The sequence below is a fragment of the Amycolatopsis sp. NPDC051061 genome (assembly GCF_040682935.1).
GTDB lineage: Bacteria > Actinomycetota > Actinomycetes > Mycobacteriales > Pseudonocardiaceae > Amycolatopsis.
Map to the genome: position 1 here is coordinate 1 of NZ_JBFBBZ010000066.1, position 24,883 is coordinate 24,883.

Annotated in this window: 25 protein-coding genes; 17 read left to right on the plus strand and 8 right to left on the minus strand. The window is 71.7% G+C overall.

The features are described from left to right. A partial coding sequence (locus AB0N03_RS46540; protein WP_364386901.1) for a TetR family transcriptional regulator occupies positions 1-421 on the minus strand: 421 nt, incomplete at its 3' end. A gap of 63 nt (positions 422-484) precedes the next feature. Here AB0N03_RS46540 and AB0N03_RS46545 point away from each other — a divergent pair. Both AB0N03_RS46545 and AB0N03_RS46550 read left to right on the plus strand, forming a co-directional pair. Then, positions 485-1,846 (plus strand): FAD-dependent monooxygenase, encoded by a 1,362-nt coding sequence (locus AB0N03_RS46545; protein ID WP_364386903.1) that lies wholly within the window; start codon positions 485-487, stop codon positions 1,844-1,846. Positions 1,847-2,037: 191 nt separating this feature from the next. Continuing rightward, positions 2,038-2,514 carry an Lrp/AsnC family transcriptional regulator gene (locus AB0N03_RS46550; protein ID WP_364386905.1) on the plus strand — a complete coding sequence of 159 codons (477 nt, stop codon included), beginning with the start codon at positions 2,038-2,040 and terminating at the stop codon, positions 2,512-2,514. A gap of 51 nt (positions 2,515-2,565) precedes the next feature. Here the strand turns inward: AB0N03_RS46550 and helR are convergent, their stop codons facing one another. Beyond that, complete coding sequence (gene helR / locus AB0N03_RS46555; protein WP_364386907.1) at positions 2,566-4,770, minus strand: RNA polymerase recycling motor ATPase HelR; 2,205 nt, start codon at positions 4,768-4,770, stop codon at positions 2,566-2,568. Between the two features lie 100 nt (positions 4,771-4,870). Continuing rightward, positions 4,871-6,694 carry a LamG-like jellyroll fold domain-containing protein gene (locus AB0N03_RS46560; RefSeq protein WP_364386909.1) on the minus strand — a complete coding sequence of 608 codons (1,824 nt, stop codon included), beginning with the start codon at positions 6,692-6,694 and terminating at the stop codon, positions 4,871-4,873. A gap of 79 nt (positions 6,695-6,773) precedes the next feature. Between AB0N03_RS46560 and AB0N03_RS46565 the strand changes: the two genes are divergently transcribed. Continuing rightward, positions 6,774-7,166, plus strand: a complete 393-nt coding sequence (locus AB0N03_RS46565; protein WP_364386911.1) for a VOC family protein — start codon at positions 6,774-6,776, stop codon at positions 7,164-7,166. Here AB0N03_RS46565 and AB0N03_RS46570 read toward each other — a convergent pair. Continuing rightward, positions 7,142-7,630 carry a DUF6328 family protein gene (locus AB0N03_RS46570; RefSeq protein ID WP_364386913.1) on the minus strand — a complete coding sequence of 163 codons (489 nt, stop codon included), beginning with the start codon at positions 7,628-7,630 and terminating at the stop codon, positions 7,142-7,144. The two genes, AB0N03_RS46565 and AB0N03_RS46570, sit on opposite strands and share 25 nt — an antisense overlap. 80 nt (positions 7,631-7,710) lie before the next feature. On the opposite strand from AB0N03_RS46570, the gene AB0N03_RS46575 reads away from it, so the two are divergent. Both AB0N03_RS46575 and AB0N03_RS46580 read left to right on the plus strand, forming a co-directional pair. Continuing rightward, positions 7,711-7,911: a DUF664 domain-containing protein gene (locus AB0N03_RS46575; RefSeq protein ID WP_364386915.1), complete on the plus strand. Its 201-nt coding sequence runs from the start codon at positions 7,711-7,713 to the stop codon at positions 7,909-7,911. Continuing rightward, positions 7,908-8,522, plus strand: coding sequence for a GNAT family N-acetyltransferase (locus AB0N03_RS46580; protein ID WP_364386917.1), 615 nt, complete (start codon positions 7,908-7,910; stop codon positions 8,520-8,522). The genes AB0N03_RS46575 and AB0N03_RS46580 overlap by 4 nt, the downstream gene beginning before the upstream one ends. A gap of 3 nt (positions 8,523-8,525) precedes the next feature. Here the strand turns inward: AB0N03_RS46580 and AB0N03_RS46585 are convergent, their stop codons facing one another. The 3 genes from AB0N03_RS46585 to AB0N03_RS46595 all read right to left on the minus strand — a co-directional run bounded on the left by AB0N03_RS46585 (position 8,526) and on the right by AB0N03_RS46595 (position 11,907). Then, positions 8,526-8,918, minus strand: a complete 393-nt coding sequence (locus AB0N03_RS46585) for a TIGR03667 family PPOX class F420-dependent oxidoreductase (protein ID WP_364386919.1) — start codon at positions 8,916-8,918, stop codon at positions 8,526-8,528. Between the two features lie 67 nt (positions 8,919-8,985). After that, a complete protein-coding gene (locus AB0N03_RS46590; RefSeq protein WP_364386921.1) occupies positions 8,986-10,899 on the minus strand; it encodes a DUF2339 domain-containing protein in 1,914 nt (637 codons plus the stop codon). Between the two features lie 45 nt (positions 10,900-10,944). Then, positions 10,945-11,907 (minus strand): Gfo/Idh/MocA family oxidoreductase, encoded by a 963-nt coding sequence (locus AB0N03_RS46595; protein ID WP_364386923.1) that lies wholly within the window; start codon positions 11,905-11,907, stop codon positions 10,945-10,947. 100 nt (positions 11,908-12,007) lie between these two features. Between AB0N03_RS46595 and AB0N03_RS46600 the strand changes: the two genes are divergently transcribed. Both AB0N03_RS46600 and dusB read left to right on the plus strand, forming a co-directional pair. After that, complete coding sequence (locus tag AB0N03_RS46600; protein WP_364386925.1) at positions 12,008-12,400, plus strand: hypothetical protein; 393 nt, start codon at positions 12,008-12,010, stop codon at positions 12,398-12,400. A 37-nt stretch (positions 12,401-12,437) separates the two neighbouring features. After that, positions 12,438-13,577 carry a tRNA dihydrouridine synthase DusB gene (gene dusB, locus AB0N03_RS46605; RefSeq protein ID WP_364386927.1) on the plus strand — a complete coding sequence of 380 codons (1,140 nt, stop codon included), beginning with the start codon at positions 12,438-12,440 and terminating at the stop codon, positions 13,575-13,577. Here dusB and AB0N03_RS46610 read toward each other — a convergent pair. Next, positions 13,498-13,899 carry a hypothetical protein gene (locus tag AB0N03_RS46610; protein ID WP_364386929.1) on the minus strand — a complete coding sequence of 134 codons (402 nt, stop codon included), beginning with the start codon at positions 13,897-13,899 and terminating at the stop codon, positions 13,498-13,500. The genes dusB and AB0N03_RS46610 overlap by 80 nt on opposite strands. 109 nt (positions 13,900-14,008) lie before the next feature. Here AB0N03_RS46610 and AB0N03_RS46615 point away from each other — a divergent pair, with 109 nt between their 5' ends. The 10 genes from AB0N03_RS46615 to AB0N03_RS46660 all read left to right on the plus strand — a co-directional run bounded on the left by AB0N03_RS46615 (position 14,009) and on the right by AB0N03_RS46660 (position 23,765). Then, positions 14,009-14,560 carry a VC0807 family protein gene (locus AB0N03_RS46615; protein WP_364386931.1) on the plus strand — a complete coding sequence of 184 codons (552 nt, stop codon included), beginning with the start codon at positions 14,009-14,011 and terminating at the stop codon, positions 14,558-14,560. 32 nt (positions 14,561-14,592) lie between these two features. Next, positions 14,593-15,285, plus strand: a complete 693-nt coding sequence (locus AB0N03_RS46620; RefSeq protein WP_364386933.1) for a GntR family transcriptional regulator — start codon at positions 14,593-14,595, stop codon at positions 15,283-15,285. Beyond that, positions 15,282-16,301: an ADP-ribosylglycohydrolase family protein gene (locus AB0N03_RS46625; RefSeq protein WP_364386935.1), complete on the plus strand. Its 1,020-nt coding sequence runs from the start codon at positions 15,282-15,284 to the stop codon at positions 16,299-16,301. Before AB0N03_RS46620 ends, AB0N03_RS46625 begins: the two co-directional genes overlap by 4 nt. Before the next feature lie 16 nt (positions 16,302-16,317). After that, positions 16,318-17,757, plus strand: a complete 1,440-nt coding sequence (locus tag AB0N03_RS46630; RefSeq protein WP_364386937.1) for a cytosine permease — start codon at positions 16,318-16,320, stop codon at positions 17,755-17,757. Then, positions 17,754-18,281: a cysteine hydrolase gene (locus AB0N03_RS46635; RefSeq protein ID WP_364386939.1), complete on the plus strand. Its 528-nt coding sequence runs from the start codon at positions 17,754-17,756 to the stop codon at positions 18,279-18,281. The genes AB0N03_RS46630 and AB0N03_RS46635 overlap by 4 nt, the downstream gene beginning before the upstream one ends. A gap of 10 nt (positions 18,282-18,291) precedes the next feature. Next, positions 18,292-19,368: an NACHT domain-containing protein gene (locus tag AB0N03_RS46640; protein ID WP_364386941.1), complete on the plus strand. Its 1,077-nt coding sequence runs from the start codon at positions 18,292-18,294 to the stop codon at positions 19,366-19,368. 63 nt (positions 19,369-19,431) lie between these two features. Next, positions 19,432-21,435 carry a hypothetical protein gene (locus AB0N03_RS46645; protein WP_364386943.1) on the plus strand — a complete coding sequence of 668 codons (2,004 nt, stop codon included), beginning with the start codon at positions 19,432-19,434 and terminating at the stop codon, positions 21,433-21,435. Positions 21,436-21,470: 35 nt separating this feature from the next. Further along, positions 21,471-22,304 (plus strand): alpha/beta hydrolase, encoded by an 834-nt coding sequence (locus tag AB0N03_RS46650; RefSeq protein WP_364386945.1) that lies wholly within the window; start codon positions 21,471-21,473, stop codon positions 22,302-22,304. Between the two features lie 86 nt (positions 22,305-22,390). Then, entirely contained in the window at positions 22,391-22,954 is a 564-nt protein-coding gene (gene idi / locus AB0N03_RS46655) for an isopentenyl-diphosphate Delta-isomerase (protein ID WP_364386947.1), read from the plus strand. Between the two features lie 121 nt (positions 22,955-23,075). Next, positions 23,076-23,765: a GGDEF domain-containing protein gene (locus tag AB0N03_RS46660; protein ID WP_364386949.1), complete on the plus strand. Its 690-nt coding sequence runs from the start codon at positions 23,076-23,078 to the stop codon at positions 23,763-23,765. Positions 23,766-24,883: the final 1,118 nt, after the last annotated feature.

Below are 24,883 nucleotides of genomic sequence, written 5' to 3' on the forward strand. Positions count from 1 at the left end.
CAACATTGCCCCCCCGCCCGCGGGGGGGGGGGGGCCCCGCCCGGCGGGGCACCCCGGGGGGGGCCCCCCCCCCCCCGGGGCGGCGGGCGCGCTCGCCGAGCGCGCGGGCCACGGTGAGGTCGGCCCCCAGCGCGACGCGGGCGCCGTCGCGGTGCGCGAGCAACGCCGCGTGCAGCGCGAAGCCCGCGTCTTCGAGCCAGCCGAGCCACGGCCCGCCGGACGGCAGCCCGGCGACGACCGGCGCCACGATCGCGTCCGTCATGTGGTCGAGCAGCGCGCGCTTGCTCCGGAAGTGCCAGTACAACGCGGGCGCCTTGACGCCCAGCCCGGTGGCCAGCCGCCGCACGGTCAGCTTGTCGAGACCCTCGTCTTCCAGCAGTTTCAGCGCGACGCGCACCGCGTCGCCGACTTCCAGCGGCATGCTCCTCCTTAACGCCTTAACTTGTTAAGGCCATCCTAGCCCTTAACAAGTTAAGGAGAAAGCATGGACGCCGACGTGATCGTCGTGGGCGCGGGCCCGGTAGGCCTGTTCCTCGCGGCCGAGCTCAAGCTGGCGGGCGCCGAACCCCTGGTCCTGGAGCGCCTGGAAAGCCCTTCGAAAGAACCGAAGTCACGCGGCCTGGGCGCACTTGCGACCGAAGCGCTCTGGCGACGCGGTCTCGGCGACCGGCTCGCCAAGGCCGACGTCGAAGGCGCGAAGGACCTCGCTCGCGACCACGGCAGCACCCGAGGCCACTTCGCGAACATCTTCAAGATCACCCCGGACGCCGGGAGGCCCCGGACCAACATCTGGCAGCCGGAGCTGGAACGCGTCCTCGCGGAACACGCCGAAGGCATCCGGGTGCTGCGCGGGCACGAGGTCACCGCGCTGGAGTCCGATGTGGACGGTGTCACCGTGACCGCCGGCCGGACCTGGCGGGCGCAGTACGTCGTCGGCTGCGACGGCGGCCGCAGCACCCTCCGGAAGCTGGCCGGCTTCGCCTTCCCCGGCACCCCGGCACTGTTGCGCACGATCGCCGGACAGGTGCGGTTCGCCGGCGACGTCCCGCCGGCCGGGCGGTACGCCGGCGGCACCTTCCTCCACGGCGGCAGCATGGTCGGGATCACCGAGCCCGCGACGGGCCCGGAGCCGGTCACCGCGGACGACTTCGCCGCGAGCATCGGGCGGATCACCGGTGCGGACGTCGTCGTCGAAGAGTTCCAGGAGGAACGGCGGTTCGGTGACCAGGCCCGCCAGGCCGACGACTACCGCCGCGGCCGCGTCTTCCTCGCCGGCGACGCCGCGCACGTGCACTCGCCGAGCGGCGGCCAGGGCCTCAACCTCGGCCTTCCCGACGCGGCCAACCTCGGCTGGAAACTCGGCGCCGTCCTCCGCGGCGACAAGCCCGAAGCGTTCCTCGACACGTACACGCGCGAAAGGCACCCAGCCGGCGAAGCGGTGCTACGCAACACGCGCGCGCAGTCGGCGTTGCTGACGCCCGGCCCGCACGTCGACGCACTGCGGGAGATCGTCGGCGAAGTGCTGGACCTGCCCGAGGCGAACAAGTACTTCGCCGACCTCCTGGCCGGGACGAAGACGCGCTACGACTTCCCTTACCCCGCCCCGGCCCCGGTCGGCGAGCACTGCCCCGACCTCGAAATCGTCGACGGCGGCGGTCACGCGACCAGGCTGCACGAACACACGCGCAGCGGCCGCGGCCTCCTGCTGACGGCCGAGCACCCGGCCGATCCCCGTGTCGACGTCGTCCCGGCGACGAACACCGAGCCGCTGCTGCTCCGGCCCGACGGCGTCATCGCTTGGGCGGGCGAAGGTCCACTCGACGCCGCCCTCGGCACCTGGTTCTAGGTCGGCGGCGAGCGGGCGTCCGAGCCGCCTCGGAATGACTCGTGAGTTTTCGCCACAGCCACCGATTCCTCGGCAAATCACGATCCTGGCGCCGGATCACGTGAAGCTGGCGCCGGGGTCTCGCTTTCTGGTCAGGTCTCGATACGCTGCGCACTTGACAAATCACATGCCGAAACACAGGGAGGGACGGCATGGGTGAAGATTCACGTGCGCGCGGGCTGGACAACACGGACAGATCGCTCATCGGACTGCTGCAGCAGGACGGCCGGGCATCGTTCACCGCGCTCGCGAAGGCGGTCGGGCTTTCGGAGGGAGCCGTCCGCCAGCGGGTACAACGGCTCCTGCGCGACGACCTCATGCAGATCGTCGCGGTGACCGACCCCGCCAACGTCGATCTGACGCGGCAGGCGATGGTCGGCATCAGCGTCGACGGCGCTGATCCGCGGGCGGTCGCCGACAAACTGTCCGAGCTGCCGAACGTGCACTACGTCGTGTTGTGCGCCGGGCGCTACGACCTGCTGGCCGAACTCGTCTGCCGGGACGACGACCACATGCTCGAAGTGCTGGGCGAAGAGATCCGCAAGATCGACGGCGTGTCCGGGACCGAGCTGTTCGTCTACCTCAAGCTGGCCAAGCAGAACTACGCCTGGGGCCGGCTCACGGCGTAGCGGTCGTGAGTGAGAAACAGTGTTCTGACACTGTTTCTCACTCACGAGCCGCTACTGGAACCGGCGGTGGCCGGCCCGCGCGGGCACGCCCGCTTCGGCGAGCCCGGCCAGCGCCGCCGGGAGCGGATCCCGGTGCAGGACCCCGAGGCGCTGCGTGGCGCGGGTGAGCGCGACGTACAGCTCGGCCGCGCCCCGCGCGCCCTCGGCCAGGATCCGTTCCGGCTCGACGACGAGGACGGCGTCGAACTCCAGGCCCTTGGTCGCCGACGCCGGAACCGTGCCCGGTACGCCGGGCGGCCCGATGACGACGCTGGTGCCTTCGCGACCGGCCTCGTCGCGGACGAAATCGCCGATGGCGTCCGGGAGTTCGCCGTCCGCGACTCGTCTGGACCACGGCCAGGTCCCGGACGCGCGCACGGATTCCGGCGGCCGCGCGTCCGGCGCGAACCGCGCGAGCAGCGCGCCGGCGACGGTCATGATCTCCGCCGGGGTCCGGTAGTTCACGGTCAGCTCCCGGTACACCCACCGGTCGGCGACGTAGGGCGCCAGCACCGGCCCCCACGCCGTCGCCCCGGCCGCGCTTCGGCGTTGCGCCAGGTCGCCGACGATCGTGAACGAGCGGCTCGGGCACCGCCGCATCAGCGCTCGCCAGTCCATTTCGGACAGTTCCTGCGCCTCGTCGACGACGACGTGCCCGTAGGTCCAGTCGCGGTCCTCGGCCGCGCGCTCGGCGAGGTCGCGGGTGTCGCGCTCGGCGAACCGCTCGGCCAGGTCCTCGGCGTGGAGCAGGTCGGTGGCGACCAAGCCGAGATCCTCGTCCTGTTCCTCGCGGTCCAGCTTGATGAGGTCCATGACGCCTTCGGCGTACTCCGCGTCCTCCTCCACCCGGCGACGCGCGGCGGCGCGCTCGGCGGAGTCGTCCCGGCCGAGCAGGTCGACCAGCTCGTCGAGCAACGGCACGTCGGACACGGTCCAGGCCGCGCCGTCCGCGCGGAACAACGCCGGATCCGCACCGGCGGCCTCGAGCCGGCGCGGCGACATGTACAGCGGCGCCAGCAGCGTCTCCGGCGTCAGTTCCGGCCACAGCCCGTCGAGCGCGGCGGCGAGGTCCTCGTGCCCGGTCAGCTCTTCGAGGACGTCGGCGCGCAGGTCGGCCCACGCGCCGCGGTCGTCCCGGGTCAGCCAGCCCTCGCCGATCTCGGCCACGGCCCGTTCGGCGAGGACGGCCACGACGTGCTCGCGGAAGACCGCGCCGGCCTCGTTGTGCGGCAGCCCGGACCGGCGCGCTTCGAGCCGGGCCTCGCCCGCGATGCCGGCGTCGAGCGCCACGGTGACGTCGGCCAGCTCGACCGGCACCGGTTCGTCGGGCACCTTCTGCCGGTCGGCGACCGCCGCGGCCAGCACGTCGAGGATCTTCAGCGACCCCTTGAGCTTCGCCACCTCCGGCGGGTCCTCGGCGGTGACGCGCAGCCCGGGCACGAGGTCGCCCGTGGTCCGGAAGACGACGTCCGACTCGCCGAGCGACGGCAGCACGCGGCCGATGTGGTCGAGGAACAGCGGGCTCGGCCCGACCACCAGCACACCGCTGCGCGACATGCGCTCGCGCCGCGTGTAGAGCAGGTAGGCGACGCGGTGCAACGCGACGGCGGTCTTGCCGGTGCCCGGCCCGCCCTCGACGACCAGCACCCCCGCGTGGCCGAGCCGGATGATCTCGTCCTGCTCGGCCTGGATCGTCGCGACGATGTCCCGCATGCCCGCCCCGCGCGGCGCGTTGACGGCCGCGAGCAACGCCGCGTCCCCGCGCTCGCCGCCGCCGGGACGGCCGAGGATTTCGTCCGTGAAATCGACGACCTTTCGCCCCAGCGCGTGGAACTGGCGACGGCGGCGCATGTTTTCCGGCGTCGCCGCGGTGGCGACGTAGAACGGCCGCGCCGCCGGCGCCCGCCAATCCAGCAGAAGGGGTTCGTAGTCGTTTCCGCCGTCGAAGAGACCGATCCGGCCGATGTACTCCGTTTCGCCCGAAAGGGCGTCCAACCGGCCGAAGCAGAGCCCGTTGTCGGCGACGTTCAACCGGACCGTCTCCCGGGCCCGGACGCGCACGTCCGCGTCCCGCTCCACCAGCGTGGTCCCCGGTTCCCCGAGTGCGCGGCGGTAGCGGGCGCGCGCCTCGTCACGTTCGCGGTCGAGACGCGCGTACAGCCCGCGGATGTACGCGCGCTCGGCCCGCAATTCCTCGTCGTACCCCTGGTTTGACAAATTCCCCTCACAGCGGTTAGACTGAGCTACATTCGGCGGGTCTTCCTGTTTATTTCGGAAGGCACGTCGAATTTTTATTGTCCACCCGCTGTCAAGACCCCTATCCGAGCATGAATTCGCGTGTGCTCAGCGGCCGGTCGACCACCCGCACGTCACCCAGCAGCCCGGCGAAGCTCCGGTCGACCTTCCCGTCGTAGGACGAGGCACCGACCAGCCACGAGCCGCCCGGGTCGGCGAGCCCGACCGACGGCGTGGCCGGGTTCCGCACCACCGGGCAGCCGTCGACGTACACCGTCGTGCGCCGGCCGTCGTTGACCACCGCGACGTGCCACCACTTCTCGACCGGCAGCTCATGGCCCCAGTTCGTCGAGATCCGGTTCTGGTTCAGCGGGAACACCGCCCACTGCAGCTCCCCACCGTCCGAAAGGGACAGTGTGGCGGCGGACTCCTTCGGGTCGTCGCCGGTCTTGCCGGCGGCCGCGCCGCTGCCCTGCCGGGCGAACAGCCCGCACCAGCCGTGGTGACCGTCCTTGAAGTCCGCCGGCAGCCGGAAGAACGCTTCGACGGTGTAGCCGCGCTCAAACTTCAGCTCGTTCATCGGCGCCGCGTCGACCGTGCGCAGGTACGCGCCGCGGCTCGGGTCGCGGCCGCCGTCGAACCGCAGGCTCGCCCGCGACGGCTGCCGCGGCGAGAACTCGCTGGAGAACTTCAGCGCGTCCGGGCCGCTGCCGGGCGCGGTGACGCGGGTGAGGTCGTTGCCGCGGCCGGTCCGGTCGCGCACGACGACGTCGTCCGGCACCGGTTCGCCGTCCTGGCCGCCCTCGAAGCGCCAGTAGGCGACCGTTCCCGGCACCAGCAGCTGCTTCGCGGGCCGATCCGGCGGGACCGGCACCGGCGCGAACCCCTTGAAGCGCTCGGCGAAGTCGATCTCGAGGCTGAAGTAGTCGGCCGCGCCGCTGCGCTCGACCTCGACCTGCTGCATCTCGGACAGGTGGTCCTGCGCGGCGAGCCACGGCGAGAACGTCCGGACGTCGACCACGCCGCGCGCGAGGTCGAACTGGTAGAGCCGCACCATCGCGCTGCCGCCGTAGTAGCGGTCCTGGTAGTTGGCGAGGTGGACGTGGACGTCGTGCCCCGCGGCGTTCTTGCGGACCGTGCGCCCGGTCGGCCAGTAGTGGCCGTTCAGCGTCAGGAAGATCTGGTCGTTGCCGTCGACGAGCTCCTTCCAGACGAGCTCGCCGAACGTCGAGAACTGGGCCTGGTGGTCGTCGTCGGCCCAGACCAGTTCGTGGATGGTGAGGATCGCGGGCAGCGCCGGGTGCTGTGCGAGGACCTGCCTGGCCCACTCGAGGCCGCCGGCCGAGGGCCGCCAGTCCAGGGCGAGCAGCAGCCAATCGCGGCCACCGCCGCGAAAGACGTGGTAGGTGTGGTAGCCGTCCTTGGACGCGCCCTTGAACGTCGGCGAGTTGCGCTGACGCTGCGGGCCGAACGCGTCGAGGTACAGCGACGGGCCGCGCTGGTCGTCCTTCGAGCCGTCGATGTCGTGGTTGCCCGCGAGGGTGCTGTACGGGAACCGGCGGCGGTCGAGCGCCTGGAACGACTTGCTGATGCGCGAGAACTCGTCCACGCGGCCGTTCTGCGTGAGATCTCCGAGGTGAGCCAGGAAGACAACGTTGTCAGGCGACTCGTCGAGGACGTAGCGCAGCGAGGCGTCCAGCGGGGCCGCGTCGCCGCGGTCCTCGTCGAACAGGTACTGCGTGTCCGGCATGACCACGAGCGTGAAGCGCGGATCTTCGGCGTCGGGCCGGTGGTGGCCCGGCGCTTCGGCGGCGCCGGCGGGCGTGCCGAGGGCGACGGCCGGCAGGGTCGCCGCGGCGGCGGCGCCCGCGCCGAGGAGGAAGGTCCGGCGAGAGGTGTCAGTCACGACGCGGAAGCTACGGGCGCCGCCCGACCGTCCCGGCAACTGCTGCCGAACTCGGGATGAACAGCGGTACTGTGCGCGCATGAGCGGCCCGCGGGTGTTCCGGTTGATCCAGCCCGTCGACGACATCGAGACGGCGGTCGCGTTCTACGAACCGGTCCTCGGCCACCCCGGCGAGCGGATCGCGGTCAACCGGCACTACTTCCCCTGCGGCGACGTGGTGCTCGCCTGCGTCGAGGCGCCGCTCGAACACCGCGAACCGCGGCCGCAGCGGGACCCGCGGATCGTCTACCTCGCGGTTGACGACGTCGACGAGACGTTCCGGCGGGTGCGCGCCGCCGGGCCGCGCTGGGTCGACGACGCCATCGAGACGCAGTTCTGGGGCGAACGGTCCTTCTACGCGGACGACCCGTTCGGCAACCCGCTCTGTTTCGTCCAGGAGGACACGCTCTACTTGGGCGGGCCCGTCGGCTGATCGCCGTCGGCCGGGTTCAGCCGGATCGGCATCACGAACCAGAGCGTCCCGAAGATCAGCACGGACAGCACCGCCATGATGATCATGGAGATTTCGCCGTAGACCACCTTCGCGATCAGCGCGACCGTGCACGTGATCGCCAGGGCCAGGCAGACCAGGCCGACCAGCACGAGCTTGTTGCCGACGGTCAGGATCCGCTCCCGGCTGCCCGTGCGGAACAGCAGCCGGTGCCACGCCGCGGGCGCGGTCAGCAGCGCTGTCGACGCCATCGCGAGCACCACCGCGGACAGGTGCAGCGACTTCTCGAACCCGCTGGCGTCGTGGAAGCGGTCGGTGAACACGACCGAAAGCAGGAAGCCGAAGAGGATCTGCACGCCGGCCTGGGCGACGCGCAGCTCCTGGAGCAGCTCGCCGACGTTGCGGGTCAGCTGCTCGTTGCGGGTTTCGCCGGTGTGTTCGGCCACGGAAAGACGATACGTGGACTCCCGCTGGTTCACTCGTTGGGATACGAAGGTTGCTTTCCGCTCAGGACCGCGGACTTTCGGTGGCGGCCGGCAGGCGCTGCCCGAGGACGCGCGCGGCTCGCCGGAGTGACGCCGGCCAGGCGGACAGCTTCACCTGGCCCGACGCGCGAACCCCGAACCCACGGCGGATCATCGTGGACATGATCGAGGAGTGCGCGCGCCACGCCGACCTGCTCCGCGAAGCCGTGGACGGCCTGGTCGGCGAGGACGCGCCGGCGTGACGGCGGCCGGAGACGTCACCGTCGTCCCCGCCAACGAGGCGTCGTGGGACGACGTCGCCGCGGTCTTCGGGACCGCCGACTACCCCGGGCGCTGCCAGTGCCAGCGGTTCAAGGTCGCCGGCTGGATCTGGCGCGACTCGACGCAGGAGCAGCGCACCGCCATGCTGCGGGCCCAGACCGCCTGCGGCGAGCCGGGGGCCGCCACGAGCGGGCTCGTGGCCTACGTCGGCGGCGAGCCGGCCGGCTGGGTGGCCGTGGAGCCGCGGACCGCCTACCCCAAGCTGCGCGGCACGCGCGTCCCGTGGACCGGCCGCAGCGAGGACAAGGACGACGACGGCGTCTGGGCGGTGACGTGCTTCGCCGTCCGCAAGGGCTATCGCGGCCGCGGCCTCACCTACCCGCTCGCCCGCGCCACGATCGGCTTCGCCCGCGAACGCGGGGCCCGCGCGCTCGAGGCGTACCCGATGATCACCCAGCCGGGCAAGGAGATCACGTGGGGTGAGCTGCACGTCGGCGCCCGCCAGGTGTTCGCCGACGCCGGCTTCGAGGAAGTCAGCCACCCGACTCCCCGGCGCGTGGTCATGCGTATCGAATTGTCTACAGTGGACTGACCCTCACCACCCCCAGGAGCGGTCGGGCACCACGCGGATGCGGACGGAGTACGCGGCGTCGAACGCTTCGGGCGTCTCGAACCCGATGGTGTCGTAGGACGAGCCGTACTTGTCGAGGTAGCCGGACGCTTCCGACGCCTTGCCCTCCTCGACGTGCGCCTTCCCGTTGACGACGAGGATCGCGCCGCCGTTTTCGTTGCTGTTGAGGTGAAAGCTCACCTCGGGGTTGGCCTCGAGGTGCCGGAGCTTCGCGGTGTCCGGCTTGCTGAACACCACGACGTCGTCGCCCTCGAGCACGAACCACACCGGTCGTGGCGCTGGCCGCCCCTTCGGCGTGACGGTGGTCAGCCAGCCGATCCTCTCCGCGGAACGGTCGGCGAGCTTCGGTTCTGCCATCGGTACTACCCCCTGGTCGTCGGACTGTGACCCAGCTAACCACGAAGCACCGACAATTCTTCCCCGGTCAGTGCGAAGCGACGCGACGCGCATACCGCGCCCCGGCCGCGAGCAGTACCAGCCCCGCGCCGAGGAACGCGCCGACCCGTGCCAAGCCGTCCAAGGCCGACAGGTCGAACAGCACCAGCTTGAGCACCGCCGCGCCGACCAGGACCAGCCCGCTGACACGCAGCCCGACGACGCCGATCCCGCGCAGCAGCAGCACGAGCGCCGCAACCGTCCAGGAGACCGTGATCAGCGCGTGGCCGACGAGGAACCCGGCGCGGCCGGGGACGGCCAGCAGCGATCCGCACAGCACGACCCCGGCGGCGCCGTACAGCGCGGAAACCCCGGCGACGAGCCAGATCGGCAGGTCGTCGGCCGGCCCGCGGAAGACCTCCAGCCGCAGCGCCGCCCACGGCAGCGCGACCGAGACCGCGAGCAGCAGCAGGGCGACCGCGAGCGCACCGGCGACGTCACCGGCCGACCGGATCCGGTACACCATCAGCAACACGGGTGTGACGTCGAAGAACACGCCGACCAGGCCACCGATCGTCGCGAAACCGAGCGCGGCGCCCAGCGCGAACTTGTTGCGGCCACCCACCGCCGCCACGACGAGCAGGAGTGCCTCGCCGAGCAGCACCGCGGCGCGGGCCGGGCCGTCGAACTGCGTGACGGTGGCCTGCAGGATCGCCAGCAGCCCGGCGAGCCCGGCCAGGTGCCCGGCGAGCCCCGGCCACCAACGGCGCGCCACCCACACGGCCAGGAGGACGACCCCGGCGCCGGCCGCGACGGGCACGGCCTGGACCTTGGGCAGGAGCAGCGCCGCGACCAGCGTCGGGACGACCGCCGTCGCCAGCACGGACAGCGCGGCGGGGTCGTTTTCGCGGCGGCGCAGGACGATCAGCGCGAGCGCGATGCCGATGACGCCAGCCCCGAGCGCCGCGGCGGTGTTCTGCCAACCGTCGTGCGCCACCGCGGTGCTGACGACCGAGGCGACCAGCGGCGGCACGCCGGCGGCGAGCGTCAACGACGACCAGTCGCGGCGCAGCTGCACCGGCGCCGTCGCGAGCTGGACCATCAGCAGGAAGGCGACGAGTTCGGGGGTGAACCCGCGGGTGATCATCGGTGCGCACACCACACAGCCCGCGACGACGACGGAAGCCAGCAGCGCCGACTCCCAGCGCAGGGCCACGAGCAGCCCGCCGACGGCGACCGCGAGACCCACGGCGAGCCCGGCGAGCACCGGCAGGAAGTCGTAGAGCGACGTCGCGGCGACGGCGTCCAGGTAGAGCGTCGCGATGCCGGTCCAGGCGAGGGCGAACGCCCCCGTGCGCCCGGCGGGCTTGCGGTGCAGCCAGACGCCGGCCCCGGTCAACGCGAGCCCGAAGGCGGCGCCGACGAGCACCCGCGGCAGCGGCCCGAGCCAGCCCCGCTGGACGGCCAGTACCAGCAGCAGGACGACACCGAGCAGCGTCACGGCCCCGCCGACCCAGGCCAGGACGCGGCTGCCCGCGCCCTCCTTGCCGAGCTTTTCGCCCAGCGTCTGACGCGGGACGGGCTGGTGGAGCGACGGCGGGACGTAGTGCTGCTGGGGTGGCGCCCACGGGTTCTGGGGCCACGGGTTCTGCGGCCACGGCGGCGGCATCTGCGGTGGCGGGGGCCAAGGCTGCTGCTGCGCTTGCTGCTGCGGCGGCATCTGCTGATGCGGCGCTTGCTGCTGCGGCCGCTCAGGCTGCGGCTGCGGCTGCGGCTGCGGCTGCGGCTGCTGCTGCTGCTGCTGCTGCTGCTGCTGCGGCTGCGGCTGCGGCTGCGGCGGTTCAGCCGGTATCGGCTCGTCCGCTCGTACGGACCGCAGTTCGGAGCCCACCACAGCGAGACGACGCCCCAGGTCGTCGATCTCGCCGGCGAGCCGGAGGAGAACGTCTGCTTCGGTGGTCATACCGGACAGAGTCACCCACAAGGGGTCTCCGGCGGATCCGTAGCACTACTCAACCGCGGTGAGTACCCGGTCCATGGTCGTCATGATCGCGACGGTCTCGTCGAGCGACATGAGCGCGCTCTCGGTCTCGCCGGCGGCCAGCAGCCTCGCCACCTCGTCGGCCTGATGCCGCAGGCCGCGGCCCTCGTCGAGGTACTCGAAGCGGCTTCGCTCGCCTTCGCGCGGGATGAGCGTGAAGGACGCGGGCGCGTAGAACGGCCCGTCGATCTCGATGCGCGCGTCGGTGCCGACGATCGACGCCGTGGTCGGCGAAACCGCGCTCAACGTGCAGCTCAGTACGGCCTGCGCTCCGCTCGCGTAGCCGAACAGCATCGACGTCTGCGCGTCGACGCCGGTGAACGCGGGGGTCACCATGGCGGCGACGCGGTCCGGCGCGCCGAGCACCATCGACGCGAACGAAACGGGGTAGATCCCCAGGTCGAGCAGGGCACCACCGCCGAGTCCGGGCGCGAACAGCCGGAAGGCGGGGTCCTCGGCGAACCACTGCCCGTGGTCGGCGGTGACGGTGACGACGTCGCCGAGGCTCGGCAGCAGCTCGCGGACGTGCCGGATGTGCGGCAGGAAGCGCGTCCACATGGCTTCCATGAGGAACAGATCGCGTTCGCGGGCGAGAGCGACCAGGTCACGCGCCTCTTCGGCGTTCATCGTGAACGGCTTCTCGACCAGCACGGGCTTGCCGGCTTCGAGCGCGAGCCGCGCGTTGCCGTGGTGCAGGGGGTGCGGGGTGGCGACGTAGACGATGTCGACGTCGGGGTCGTTCGCGAGGGCTTCGTAGCTGCCGTGCCGGGTGGGGATGCCTCGTTGCTCGGCGAAGGCGCCGGCACTTTCGGCCGTGCGCGACCCCACCGCGGCGACGACACCGGAGTCGGTCAGCTTCAGGTCTTCCGCGAAGGCGCCGGCGATGCCGCCGGTCCCCATGATTCCCCAGCGCAGGGGCTTGTCGGTCATGTCAGAACCCTACGGCCAACCGGTGGCGGCAAAACCACGGTGGATATCCGCTCCGCCGGTCGGGCAGAGTGAGGGTTCCCCACCCGAGCGGAGGCTCGCTGTGCCCCGTCGCCGCCTTCCCGAACGCGCCACGCCCGTCGGCGCCGGCCGGATCTTCCTGCCGGTGATGCTGGCCGTCTTCGGCTTGGGCACGGTGGTGCTCCTGATCGCCGCGATCAGCGTGCTGGCGGACGACCTCGACCACGGCGGGGACCCGTCGCCGTGGTTCGTCCTCGGCGTGTTCGCGACGGCGATCCAGCTGGTCGGCGTCGTCGCGCTCGCGTTCCGGCGACGCTGGGGCGCGAAGGTGCTCGCGGCGGCGTTCGTGGCGAGCGTGCTGCTGGACTTCACGGCGCTCACCGGGTTGACCACCGGCACGGTCCTGATCAAGATCATCGTTGCCGGCCTCCTGGCCACGGCGATCCTGGTCCGCTGGGACGACCTCGTCGCTTGACCGCCCCTGGTCGACGTGATCGACACCACAGGCGACAATGGAGGACGTGACCGCCACCCTGAGCAAGCCCGCCCTGAAGATCGGCCCCTACCAGGTCGATCCGCCGGTCGTGCTCGCCCCGATGGCCGGCATCACCAACGTCGCCTTCCGGCAGCTGTGCGCCGAGTACGGCGCCGGCATCTACGTGTGCGAGATGATCACCGCCCGCGCCGTCGTCGAACGGCACCCCGGGACCATGCACATGATGACCTTCGGGGCGAACGAAAAGCCCAGGTCCATGCAGCTCTACGGCGTCGACCCGAAGACCATGGCCGAAGCCGTCCGGATCATCGTCGGGGAGGGCCTCGCCGACCACGTCGACTCCAACTTCGGCTGCCCCGTCGCGAAGGTGACGCGCAAGGGCGGCGGGGCGGCGCTGCCGTTCAAGCGGAAGCTGTTCGAAGCGATCGTCCGGGAGTCCGCTCGCGCGGCGGGGGACGTGCCGTTCACGGTCAAGTTCCGCATCGGCATCGACGACGACCACCGCACGTACCTCGACGCCGGCCGCATCGCCGAAGCCGAGGGCGCGGCCGCCGTCAGCCTGCACGCGCGCACCGCCGCGCAGCGCTACTCCGGCCAGGCCGACTGGTCCAAGATCACCGCCCTCAAGGAAGCCGTGACCAGCATCCCGGTGCTCGGCAACGGCGACATCTTCAGCGCCGCCGATGCGCTGCGCATGGTCGACGAAACCGGCTGCGACGGCGTGGTCGTCGGCCGCGGCTGCCTCGGCCGGCCCTGGCTGTTCGGCGAGCTGGAGGCCGCGTTCGCCGGGCGCCCGCTGCCGACGCCGCCGAACCTCGGCGAGGTCGCACGGGTCCTGCGCCGCCACGCCGAGCTGCTCATCCAGCACGACGGCGAGACCAAGGCCCTGCGCGACCTGCGCAAGCACATGGCCTGGTACTTCATGAACTTCCCGGTCGGCTCCGAACTGCGCCGCGGCTTCGCGATGGTCTCCAGCGTGACCGAGCTCGACGACCTCATCGGCCGCCTCGACCACGACGCCCCGTTCCCGGACAACGCCGACGGCCCCCGTGGGCGGCAGGGGTCGCCGGGCAAGGTCACGCTGCCACACGGCTGGCTGGACGATCCGGACGACGACTGCGTTCCGGAGGCGGAAGACATGCACTCCGGCGGCTGAGCTGCAGCAGGCTCGCCCCGAACAGCAGCACACCGAGTGGGACGTGCACGACCGTCACGTGCGCGATCCCCAGCGCCACCTGCGCCAGCACGAGCCCGAGGAACACGGTCGCCGAGACGATCGGCCGGGGTGAGCCGCCGCCCGGTCGCCACGCCAGGACGGCGGCCAGCACGTGGACCATCGCCACCACGAACACCGTGTACGCCGCCGCGCTATGCAGCGAATGTCCGTTCGGTGTGGTCAGCAGCAGGCCGGCGGTAATCGACGAGAGAAGTACGGCCAAGGTCTGCAGGCCGATCGTGAAACGCAGGAAGGTCGCCATACCCATACGACGACCCGGCCGGGCCGAACGTGAGGTCGTGACATCTGTCATCCCTCGATCGTGGCGGATCGCATCTCCGCGAAACCCCGCGTCGCGACAAGCTTTCCGCATGACGAACGACAACGCACCCGCCGCTCTGCTCAAGACCCTCGGCGTGGAAATCGGCGTCCCCCTCGGCGTCTACTACGGACTCCACTCGCTCGGCGCGAGCGACTTCACCGCACTCGCCCTCTCCGGTGTCTTTCCGCTGGCCCGGACCCTCCACCAGTTCGCCAAGAACCGCACCATCAACGGGCTCGCGCTGGTCGTGCTCGTGACCAATGTCGTCGGGATGCTGCTGACCTTCGTCTCCGGGGACGCCCGCATGATGATCGCCAAGGACTCGATCGGCAGCGGGATCACCGGGCTCGTCATCCTGCTCTCCGCGTTCACCGCGCAGCCGATCATGACGAAGGGCCTGCGCCCCTTCCTCACCCACGGCAAGGCCGATCACGAAGCGGCGTGGGATCGCCTGCGGGACAACGGAAGGTTCGTCACCGTCCTGCGTCGCAGCAGCTTCATCGCGCTGATCATGGTCATCGCCGGCGCGGCCGCGAAGGAAGCCGGCGAGATGGTGGCCCGCGCGGCCGAAGCCGACGTGAAGCAGCTCGTCGCCGCTTGACCAGCACGAACGCAGCGTGTACAGGTGTGTACATGTACAGCAAGCGGCAGCAGCTCGTCGGCGACCTCTCCGACCTGATCCGCTCGGGCCGGCTCGCCCACGGTGAGCGGCTCCCGGGCGAGAACCAGCTGGCCGAGCAGTACCAGGTCAGCCGCGGCACCGTCCGCAGCGCCCTCTCCGAGCTCCAGCAGCTCGAACTGATCTCCACCCAGGCCGGCGTCGGGTCGTTCGTCACCTTCGACGGCGTCCAGCTCGACCAGCGGATCGGCTGGGCGCGCGCCCTCGCCGACGCCGGGGCGCCCGTCACCACCCAGCTCCTCGGCATCGAGACCGTCGAAGACCGGGCCCTCGAAGAGGAGTTCGGCGAGAAGACCTACGTCGCCGTGCGGCGGCTCCGGCGGGAGCACGACCGCGGCGTCTCACTCGAGACCGCCACCGTCTCCGCCGCCGGTGTGCTCGCCGACCTCCCCGAGACCGGCCTGCGGGACGGCTCCCTCACCAAGACCCTCGAAGCCGCCGGGCGGATCTCCGTCGGCGGCGACCAGTGGATCAGCACCGAACGCCTCGACGCCGCCGATGCCGGGCTCCTCGGCCGCGGCGTCGGCGAGCTCTTCCTCCGCGCCGAACGCACTTCGATCGACGTCGAGGGCCGGCTCGTCGAGCGGGTCGTGAGCCTCCTGGACCCGGACCGGTTCCAGTTCCACCTCACCTTCGGACACCGGTGAACGCGCGGGACCGGGCGCTCGGCGCGTTCACCGGGCTCGCCGTCGGCGACGCGCTCGGCATGCCGACGCAGTCCATGTCCCGCGCCGCCATCGCCGCCGCCTACGGGCCGGTCACCGGGCTGCTCACCGCCGTCGCCGAGCAGCCGGTCGCGCCGTCGATGCCCGCCGGGTCGGTCACCGACGACACCGAGCAGGCCGTCCTGCTGGCCCGCCTGCTCATCGACGGCCGCGGCACCGTCGAGCCGCGAGTCTTCGCCGACGCCCTGCTCATCTGGGAGGCGGACATGATCCGCCGCGGCTCCGCGGACCTCCTCGGCCCGTCGACGAAACGCGCGCTCTCGCGCCTCCAGGACGGCGTCCCCGCCGAAGAGGCCGGCCGCACCGGGACGACCAACGGCGCCGCCATGCGCGTCACGCCGGTCGGCATCGCGACCCCCTCCGACGACCTCCACACGCTGGTTGACGCCGTCGCCGCGACCGCGCGCGTCACGCACAACACCAGCCTCGGCATCGCGTCGGCCGCCGCGGTCGCGGCCACCGTGTCCGCGGGCGTCGAAGGCGCGAGCCTGTCCGAAGCGCTCGACGCCGGCGAGCGCGCGGCCGTCGTCGGCGGGGAACGCGGGCACTGGGCGCCCGGCGGGGAGATCGCCGCCCGGATCCGCTGGGCCCGCGGCTGGGTGCGGGGCATGGCACCGGCCGCCGTCGCCGACGCGGTCGCCCGGGTGATCGGCACGTCGGTCGCGTCGCAGGAGTCCGTCGTGGCGGCGTTCGCGCTGGCCGAGGCCATGGGCGACGACCCGCCGGCCGCGCTGCGCCTGGCCGCCGGGCTCGGCGGCGACACCGACACCGTCGCCGCGATCTGCGGGGCGATGCTCGGCGCCGCGCACGGCGTGGGTGCCTTCCGCCCCGACGTCGTCGAGACCGTGCTGTCGGTGAATCGCCTGGAATTCGGGCCGCTCGTCGACGAGTTGCTCGCCTTGCGACGCCGGACCGGGCAGAGTCGGACCACCTACTGACCACAGGGGACGGGCGATGACCGAAGCGGGCACCCGGAAGCTCAAGGTGGAGACCAACGGCCTCGACGTGATCGACGACGCCGAGCGCCGCGGCCGGCCGCGGCAGCTGTTCTGGCCGTGGTTCGGCGCGAACGTGTCGGTGCTGGGGCTGAGCTACGGCTCGTTCACCCTCGGCTTCGGCATCTCGTTCTGGCAGGCGCTGGTCGCCGGGGTCGTCGGCATCCTGTTCTCGTTCCTGCTGTGCGGGTTCATCGCGATCGCGGGCAAACGCGGGTCGGCGCCGACGATGCTGCTCTCGCGCGCGGCCTTCGGCGTCCGGGGCAACCGGCTGCCGTCGGCGATCTCGTGGCTGCTCACCGTCGGCTGGGAAACCGTGCTCACCGCGCTGGCGACGCTCGCGACGTCGACGGTCTTCGAACGCCTCGGCTGGGGTGGCGGGACCCCGACGAAGGTGATCGCGCTGGTCGTCGTCGCCGCGCTGACCGTCGCCGCCGGCGTCCTCGGCTTCGACGCGATCATGAAGCTGCAGACGTGGATCACCTGGATCACCGGCGTGCTCACGGTCGTCTACGTCGTCCTGGTCGTCGGCGACGTGCACTGGGACGCCGTCAGCGCGCTGCCGGCCGGCTCGGCGCAGCAGTGGGTCGGCGCGCTGGTGTTCCTGATGACCGGCTTCGGCCTCGGCTGGGTCAACGCGGCCGCGGACTACTCGCGCTACCTGCCGCGGTCGTCGTCGAGCCGCGGCGTGGTCGGCTGGACGACGTTCGGTGCCTCGGTGGCGCCACTGGTGCTGCTGGTGTTCGGGCTGCTGCTGGCGGGCTCCTCCACCGAGCTGAACGGCGCCATCGCGAAGGACCCGATCGGCGCGCTCACGACGGTGCTGCCCCTGTGGTTCCTGGTGCCGTTCGCGCTCGTCGCGGTGCTCGGGCTGGTCGGCGGCGCGGTGCTGGACATCTACTCGTCCGGGCTGGCGCTGCTGTCGGCCGGGCTGCGCGTGCGGCGGCCGGTGGCGGCGCTCGTCGACGGCGTGCTCATGATCCTCGGCACGGTCTACATCGTGTTCTTCGGCGGCGAATTCCTGTACCAGTTCCAGGGTTTCCTGGTCACGCTGGGCGTGCCGGTGGCGGCGTGGTGCGGCGTGATGCTCGCGGACGTCCTGCTGCGCCGGCGCGACTACGCCGAGCCGGACCTGTTCGACCCGGCCGGCCGCTACGGCGACGTCCGGTGGGGGCCGATCGCGCTGGTGCTGGTGGCGACGGCGCTCGGCTGGGGCCTGGTCACGAACACGGCCGCGGGCTGGCTGCGGTGGCAGGGTTACCTCCTCGAACCGTTCGGGCTCGGCGGGCGCGACGGCTCGTGGGCGTACGCGAACCTCGGCGTGCTGCTGGCGCTGGCGCTCGGTTTCGTCGTCACTTTGCTTACGCGCCAACGCGTCCGCTCGCAGGAGGCGGCGTGAGGTCCGTACTGGCGGTCATCGACCTGCAGAACGTGTTCGCCACTCCGGCGAGCGAGTGGTTCACCCCGCGCATCGCCGAGGTGCTGCCGCCGATTCACCGCTTGGTGACGGCGTTCGGCGACGACGTCGTGTTCACGCGGTTCATCGCGCCTTCGCGCCCGGAAGGGGCGTGGAAGCAGTACTACGAGCAGTGGCCGTTCGCGCTGCGGCCGCCGGACGCACCGCTGTACCAGGTGATCTCCGAGTTCGAACCGAAGTCCACAGTGGACGCGACTACGTTCGGCAAGTGGACCCCGCGCCTGGCGACGCGCGTCGGCGGCGCCCGGCTGGTGCTGGCGGGCGTGTCGACGGACTGCTGCGTGCTGTCGACGGCGCTGGCGGCGGCGGACGCGGGCGTGTCGGTGACCGTGGTGTCCGACGCGTGCGCGGGCGTCGACGACGTGAGCCACGCGAAGGCGCTGGACATCATGCGGCTGTACGGGCCGCTGGTGAAGGTGGCCACGACCGACGAGGTGCTCGGCTAGGCTCGCTTCGGTGAGCCTCGAAGCCTCGGCCATCGCGTTGACGACCGCGGTGGTCAAGGCCGCCGCGAAGCTCTGGCTCGGCGACCGCCCGGTGGCCGCCGACGCCACGGCCAAGGTGTTCGACCTGCTGGAGAAGCAGGTCGGCGGCCTCAACGACCGCCGCAAGCTCCGCCTGCTGTTCACGAACCTCGAGTCCCGCGTCGCCGACCGGCTGCTGCCCTTCATCGACGTCGAGTTCCGCGCGCTGCCGGAGAACGAGCGGGCGGCGGCGGTGGACGCGGCGCGCGAGACGTTCGACCGCGCCGCCCTGACGGACGACGACCTGTTCGCCACCGACCTCGACGCCGCGTTCCTCTTCCGCTACCTGCTCCGGACGGTCCCGGGCGTCCCGTCCCTGCTGTCGGCCGACGCGACCGAGCTGTACCGGCGGGTGCTCCGGGAGTGCTGTGCGTACTTGGTGCAGGTGACGAGCACCCTGCCCCGGTTCCAGCCCGGCGCGCTCGTCGAGGTGCTCCGCCGGGAGACGGAGATCCTGGAGACGGTCCGGAACGTCCTGGCGGCGCTGCCGGAACGCCGCCACCCGGACGACTTCGCGGCGGACTTCCGGCGCCAGGTGGTCACGGCGCTCGACCGGATGGCCCTGTTCGGCGCGGGCCTGACCGACGCGACCCGGCTGTACCCGCTGTCGGTGGCGTACCTGAGCCTGAACGTCACCTCGGCTGAGGACGTCGCGGCCGGCGACCGGATCGAGCACGTCCTGCCGCGATCCGCACGGATCCTGCTGCGCGGCGAGGCGGGGTCCGGCAAGACGACGCTCTTGCAGTGGCTGGCCGTCCAGTGTGCGAGCCGGCAGCTTCACGGGGTCGACGGCTGGGCCGAGCTGGAGCCGTTCCTGGTGCGGCTGCGGCGGTTCGGCCGGTCGCCGCTGCCGGCGCCGGAGCACTTCCTCGACGAGGTCGGCCGGCACATCGCCGACGAGATGCCGGCCGGCTGGGTGCAGCAGCGCTTGCGCCGCGGCCGCGGCGTCCTGCTCGTCGACGGCCTCGACGAGCTTCCGGACGAGCGCCGCCGCGAAGTGCGCGAATGACTCCGCGAACTCATCGGCGCGTTCCCCCGCGCCCGGTTCGTCGTCACCACCCGCCCGGCCGCGGTGGCCCCCGACTGGCTGCGCGGCGAGGGGTTCACCGAGGTCCGCCTCCAGCCGATGACCCCCCGCGACGTCCGGACGTTCGTCACGCGCTGGCACGCGGCGATGCCCGCCCTCGAAGACCGCGGTGACGCCCTGATCGCGGTCATCGGCGCCCGGAGCGCGTTGCGGCGGCTGGCGGAGAACCCGCTGCTGTGCGCGTTGCTCTGCGCCCTGCACCACGAAGGCAGCGGGCGCTTGCCGGACAACCGCATGGAGCTGTACGACGTCGCGCTGCGCATGCTCCTCGACAGCCGCGACGCCGAACGGCGGATCGATGCCACCATCCGGCTTTCGTTGACCGAAAAGCTGGTGCTGCTGCGCAACTTGGCGTACTGGCTGGTCCGCAACGGCCACACGGACGTCCCGGCGGCCGACGCCGAAGCCCGCGTCGCGGCGAAGTTGCGTTCGATGGGCCAGATCGACGTCAGCCCGCGAACAGTGTTCCGCCACCTGCTGGATCGCGGTGGCGTGCTGCGTGAACCGCTCCCGGGCCGCATCGACTTCGTGCACCGGACGTTCCAGGAGTACCTGGCCGCGCAGGCAGCGGTCGAGGAGGACGACATCGGTGTCCTGACGGCCAACGCACACCTCGACGAGTGGCGCGAAGTGGTGGTGCTGGCCGCGGGCCACGCCCATCCCGCGCAGCGGGAACACCTGCTGGACGGGATCCTGAATTGGGACGCGGAAGAGCCGCAGCGGCTGAAGCTGGATCTGGTGGCACTGGCTTGTTTGGAGACTTCGCCCGAGCTGAGCGAGCGGCTGCGGAACGAGATCGAGGATCGGGCCAGCACCCTGATCCCGCCGAAGAGCTCCGAGGTGGCGGAGGCGCTGGCTGCGGCAGGCGAATTCGTGCTGGACCTACTGGCCGACTGTGATCCGGAGCCACCACAGGTTCCGTTTCTCGTCCGCGCGGCCGCCCTCATCGGCGGCCCGGGGGCGCTCGACCTGATCGCGCGGCACCGCGAAAGCAGCGACCCCCAAGCCGTTAGTGAACTCCTCGCGGCCGAAGCACAGTTCGAGCCCATGGAGTATGCAGAACGGGTACTGGCCGATTCGCCTCTGTTCGATGGCTACCTCAGCTTGTACGACCCGGCGAAGCTGGTGATGTTGCCTCGCCTCCGTCATCTCACCCGGCTGCGGTGCCGGTTCGCGGACGGCTACGGGCAACTCGACTTCATGCGCGAGCTGCCCCGGCTCGATTCGCTCGTGGTCGAGGACATCGCCGGCTACGATCTGCCCTCACTCTCGGGCGCCGGGCTGACCCAGTTGACCCTGACCGGGCCCCCGTTGCGGGAGTCGACGGACCTCAGCCCACTCGCCGAGGTCCGCGGGCTGCGCTCGATCGAAGTCCGGGTCGCCACCCACGGTTGGTCGGCGCTGGCCGAGTTACCCAGCTTGAAGCACCTTCAGCTGAGCTGGATCCACGATCCGGCCGAGCTGGCCGACCTGGTGCCGCTGACCGGCCTGCGGTCGTTGTCGCTGAGTCATGTCTTCCGGCTCAGCGACCTGACACCACTCGCGTTCTTGACCGCACCGGCCTCTCTCGCTTTTCTGGGTTGCAAAGCCCTCGAAGACGTATCGCTGCTCAGCCGGTGGGCCGCCGACCTGCGGCGGTTGCGCCTCATCGCGTGCCCACCGGCGGATCCGACGCCGATCGCGGGCCTCACCGGACTGAAGCTGCTTGACCTGACCGCCACCGACCTTGCCGACCTGTCGTTGCTGTCCGGGCTCCGACAGCTGCAAGATCTGCGGCTGCGGGATCTGCACCGCATCCCGGACCTCGCTCCGCTGACCGGGCTCGACCAGCTCGAAACGCTCACGGTGACCGGGATGGGACGGCTCGACCTGCGGCCGCTCGCCGGGCGGTCCGGACTTCGTATCCAGTTCAGCGAGCTCGTCGAGCCGGTCGGCGCCGACCTGCTGGGTCCCGGCAGCCGCCTGGTGCGGACTGCCGACGACCATTGACCTCCCGTTCAACCGGGCGAAGTAGATTCGGGCCCGTGATCGACCACATCAGCATCCCCACGGAAGCCGGTTCCTTCGACGCCATCGCCGCCGGGCCCGAAGACGGGCGGCCCGTGCTGCTGCTGCACGGCTTCCCCGAGGCCGCCGTCGAGTGGGAGCACCAGGTCGCCACCCTCGGGGTGCTCGGGTACCGGGCCGTCGCGCCGGACCAGCGGGGCTATTCGCCCGGTGTCCGGCCCGAGCCGGCGACCGACTACTCGATCGACCACCTCGTCGGAGACGTCGTCACGATCGCCGACCGGCTGGGCTGGACGGAGTTCGACCTCGTCGGGCACGACTGGGGCGGGGCCGTCGCCTGGTGGACCGCCGACGCGCACCCCGGACGCCTGCGCAGCCTCACCGTCGTCTCGACGCCGCACCCGGCCGCGCTCGCCGAGGCCATGAAGACCGACGAAGACCAGCACCTGCGGACGCGCTACATGACCGAGTGGCGGCAGACCCGCGTCACCGAGCGCCGGATGCTGGAGAACGACGCCCGCGCGCTGCGGGACATGTTCGAGCGCCGGATCCCGCTGTCCAAGATCGACGACTACGTCGGACGGCTCACCGAGCCGGGCGCGCTCACCGCGGCCCTCAACTGGTACCGCGCGGGCCGGCCGGGCGGGAAGATCGGCAAGATCTCCGTGCCGACGCTGTACATCTGGAGCACCGAGGACGTCTCCTTCGGCTCGACCGCCGCGCTCGACACGGCGAACTGGGTCACCGGGCCCTTCCGGTTCGAGATGCTCGAAGACGTCACGCACTGGGCGCCGGAAGAGGCACCAGAGGCCGTCACCTCGCTCATCGTCGAGCACCTCGACGCGCGGTAGCGGCCCGTCACCCGGCCGGGCGGACCACCGGTAACCCACCCGCCTCGCGGTACGAGGCACGGCGGCCCGTCGTGTTCACTGAGGCGGTGGATACCGTGACCGAACCCGAGACCGAGCAGGTCGTCTTCGTCACCGAGGACGGCGTGCCCACCGGCGAGACCGGCCCGAAGCTGGCCAGTCACCACGAGCACACCCGGTTGCACCTGGCCTTCTCGTGCTACGTCCTGCGACGCCGCGACAACGCGCTGTTGATCACCCAGCGCGCGCTGCACAAGAAGGTCTGGCCCGGGGTTTGGACGAACAGCGTCTGCGGTCACCCCGCGCCGGGCGAGTCCCTCGAGGACGCCGTCCGCCGGCGCGCGGCCTACGAGATCGGGCTGCCGTCGCTGTCCGGGCTGCACTGCGTGCTGCCGGGCTACCGCTACCGGACGCCGCCGTTCCAGGGGATCGTCGAGAACGAGTTCTGCCCGGTCTTCGCCGCGTGGACCGAGGCCGAGCCCGAGCCGAACCCGGCCGAGGTCGGCGAGTGGCGCTGGGTCGCCTGGACCGACTACCAAGAGCTACTGAACGACGAGACGGCTAATGTGAGTTACTGGGCCAAGGATCAGTTCTCCCAGCTCAAGGGGATCGAGCCGTTCTCCGGACTCTGATGGCAAAACTCCGGAGAGTCACTGTCGTAGTCCCCGTTTGAGCTAAATTCACCTTCGTCCGCACTCGCGTCTCAAGGGCGGCCTCCACTACGACGACAACCAATGCGTGGTGGAGGTGGGCATGGTCGCCGGGGAGGAAGGCGTGCTGCGCCGGAACCCGCAGCAACCGGACCTGCTGCGTCTCCACGAGGCCGTCGCGACACTCTTCGCGACCCAGGGCGACTGGCGGCGCGCCTACCAGCACCTCCGCTCCGCGCTGGACATCGCGCGTGACGGCAGCCTGCGCGACGCGCTGACCTCGAGCTACAACCGCCGCTACCTCGACGAGCGCTTGTACGGACCGTTCGCCGATCGGCTGGCCGCCCGGCCGCGGCCGGCGCTGGGGATCGCGCTCGTCGATCTCGACCGCTTCAAGCGCGTGAACGACACGTACGGTCACCTCGTCGGCGATCGCGTCCTCCGACGGGTGGCCGATCTACTCCAGGAGGGGCTGCCGCCGGAGGCCTTCTGCGCCCGTTACGGCGGCGAGGAGTTCGTGCTGTGGCTGCCCGGCGTCGACGCCGGGCACGCGGTGCGCGTCGTCGACGACGCCCGCTTGCGCGTCGCTCGTCACCCCTGGTCAGAACTCCAGCCGGGGCTGCACGTGACCATCAGCGCCGGGCTCGCCCACGAGGGGCCGGACGCCCCGACGCCGCCCGAGCGCCAGCTGCGCAGCGCGGACGACCTGCTTTACGCGGCGAAACGGGCCGGGCGGAACAAAGTGGCTTATCACGACGCGCAAAGCACGCAGTTAATAACCCACTCTGAGTAACGTAAACCTCCCATTACCCCGGAAAGCTGCGGGCACCCGTCACCCGTTTGTCGACGGCCAGCGGCCGTTCGTCGACTCAAGGTGAAGAAAATTCCGGGAGGGTGTCGTCACGAACGGGGGGTATCCGTACGATAACGAAAACCTCCGGGGGAACGATCATCTCTCGCGGGGGAAGACGGCCAAGTCACGAACCCGCCTTCGATCGCGCGAAAGGAGACCGAGTGCCGGACGAGCACGACAGCCCGGGAACCGGTCGCCGTTCGGACGGTCCCGCACGGCCCCGCACCGGTAGACGCCGGTCGATGGAGGACCAAGGCGGGATCAGCGTCTCGGACGTAGTCGCCAAGTCCACGGGCGTTCGCCCGCTCCCGGCCCGCGAGGACCGTCCCGAGCAGCCCGGACACCGCGCTCACGCCGCCGAACCACCCGCTCCGCCGCGCTCGCGTGCGGCGCGACCGGCGGAACCCGACGAGGACCCAGTACCCACGGACGCCACTCGTCAACCGCGCCCGCCGCGGCCGCGTCAGCCGCGCCGCACGACGGCCGCCCCGGCACCCGAGGCTCCGCTCCAGCGCCGCCCGCCGGCGGCGAACCCGGGCCCGCAGCAGACGGCCGCCGCGCCTCAGCCGCCCCGACGTCTCCGCCGCCCTGCGGCCGCTCCGGACGGCGCCGCTCCCCAGCGCCCCGCCGACGAGGGTGGCGCGCCCCGCCACCCGGAGAGCGCCGCTCGCCAGCGCCCCGCGGCCGCCGCACCTCAGCGTCCCGCGGCCGACGACGGGCCTCGCCGCCCCGACAGCGCCCGTCAGCGCGCCGCCGGTGCGCCTGACGCCGCCCAACGCCCAGCCGATGGCGGGGTCGCTTCCCGTCCCGCCCGCCGGCGCCCGGCCGTGGAGGGCGCCGCGCCGCAGCAGCCCCCCGCCGAAGACGGCCCCCGCCGCCCCGCCCGGCAGCGTCCCCCGGCCGACGGACCCGCACCACAGCGCTCCGCCGCCGACGCACCCCGCCGCCCCGCGGCCCCCGCCGACGGCGCAGTACCTCGACGTCCGGCGGTCGACGGCCCCGCGGCACCCGAAGCAGCCGCGCGCGTGCGGCCCACCCCGGACTCGCCGACGCCGAAG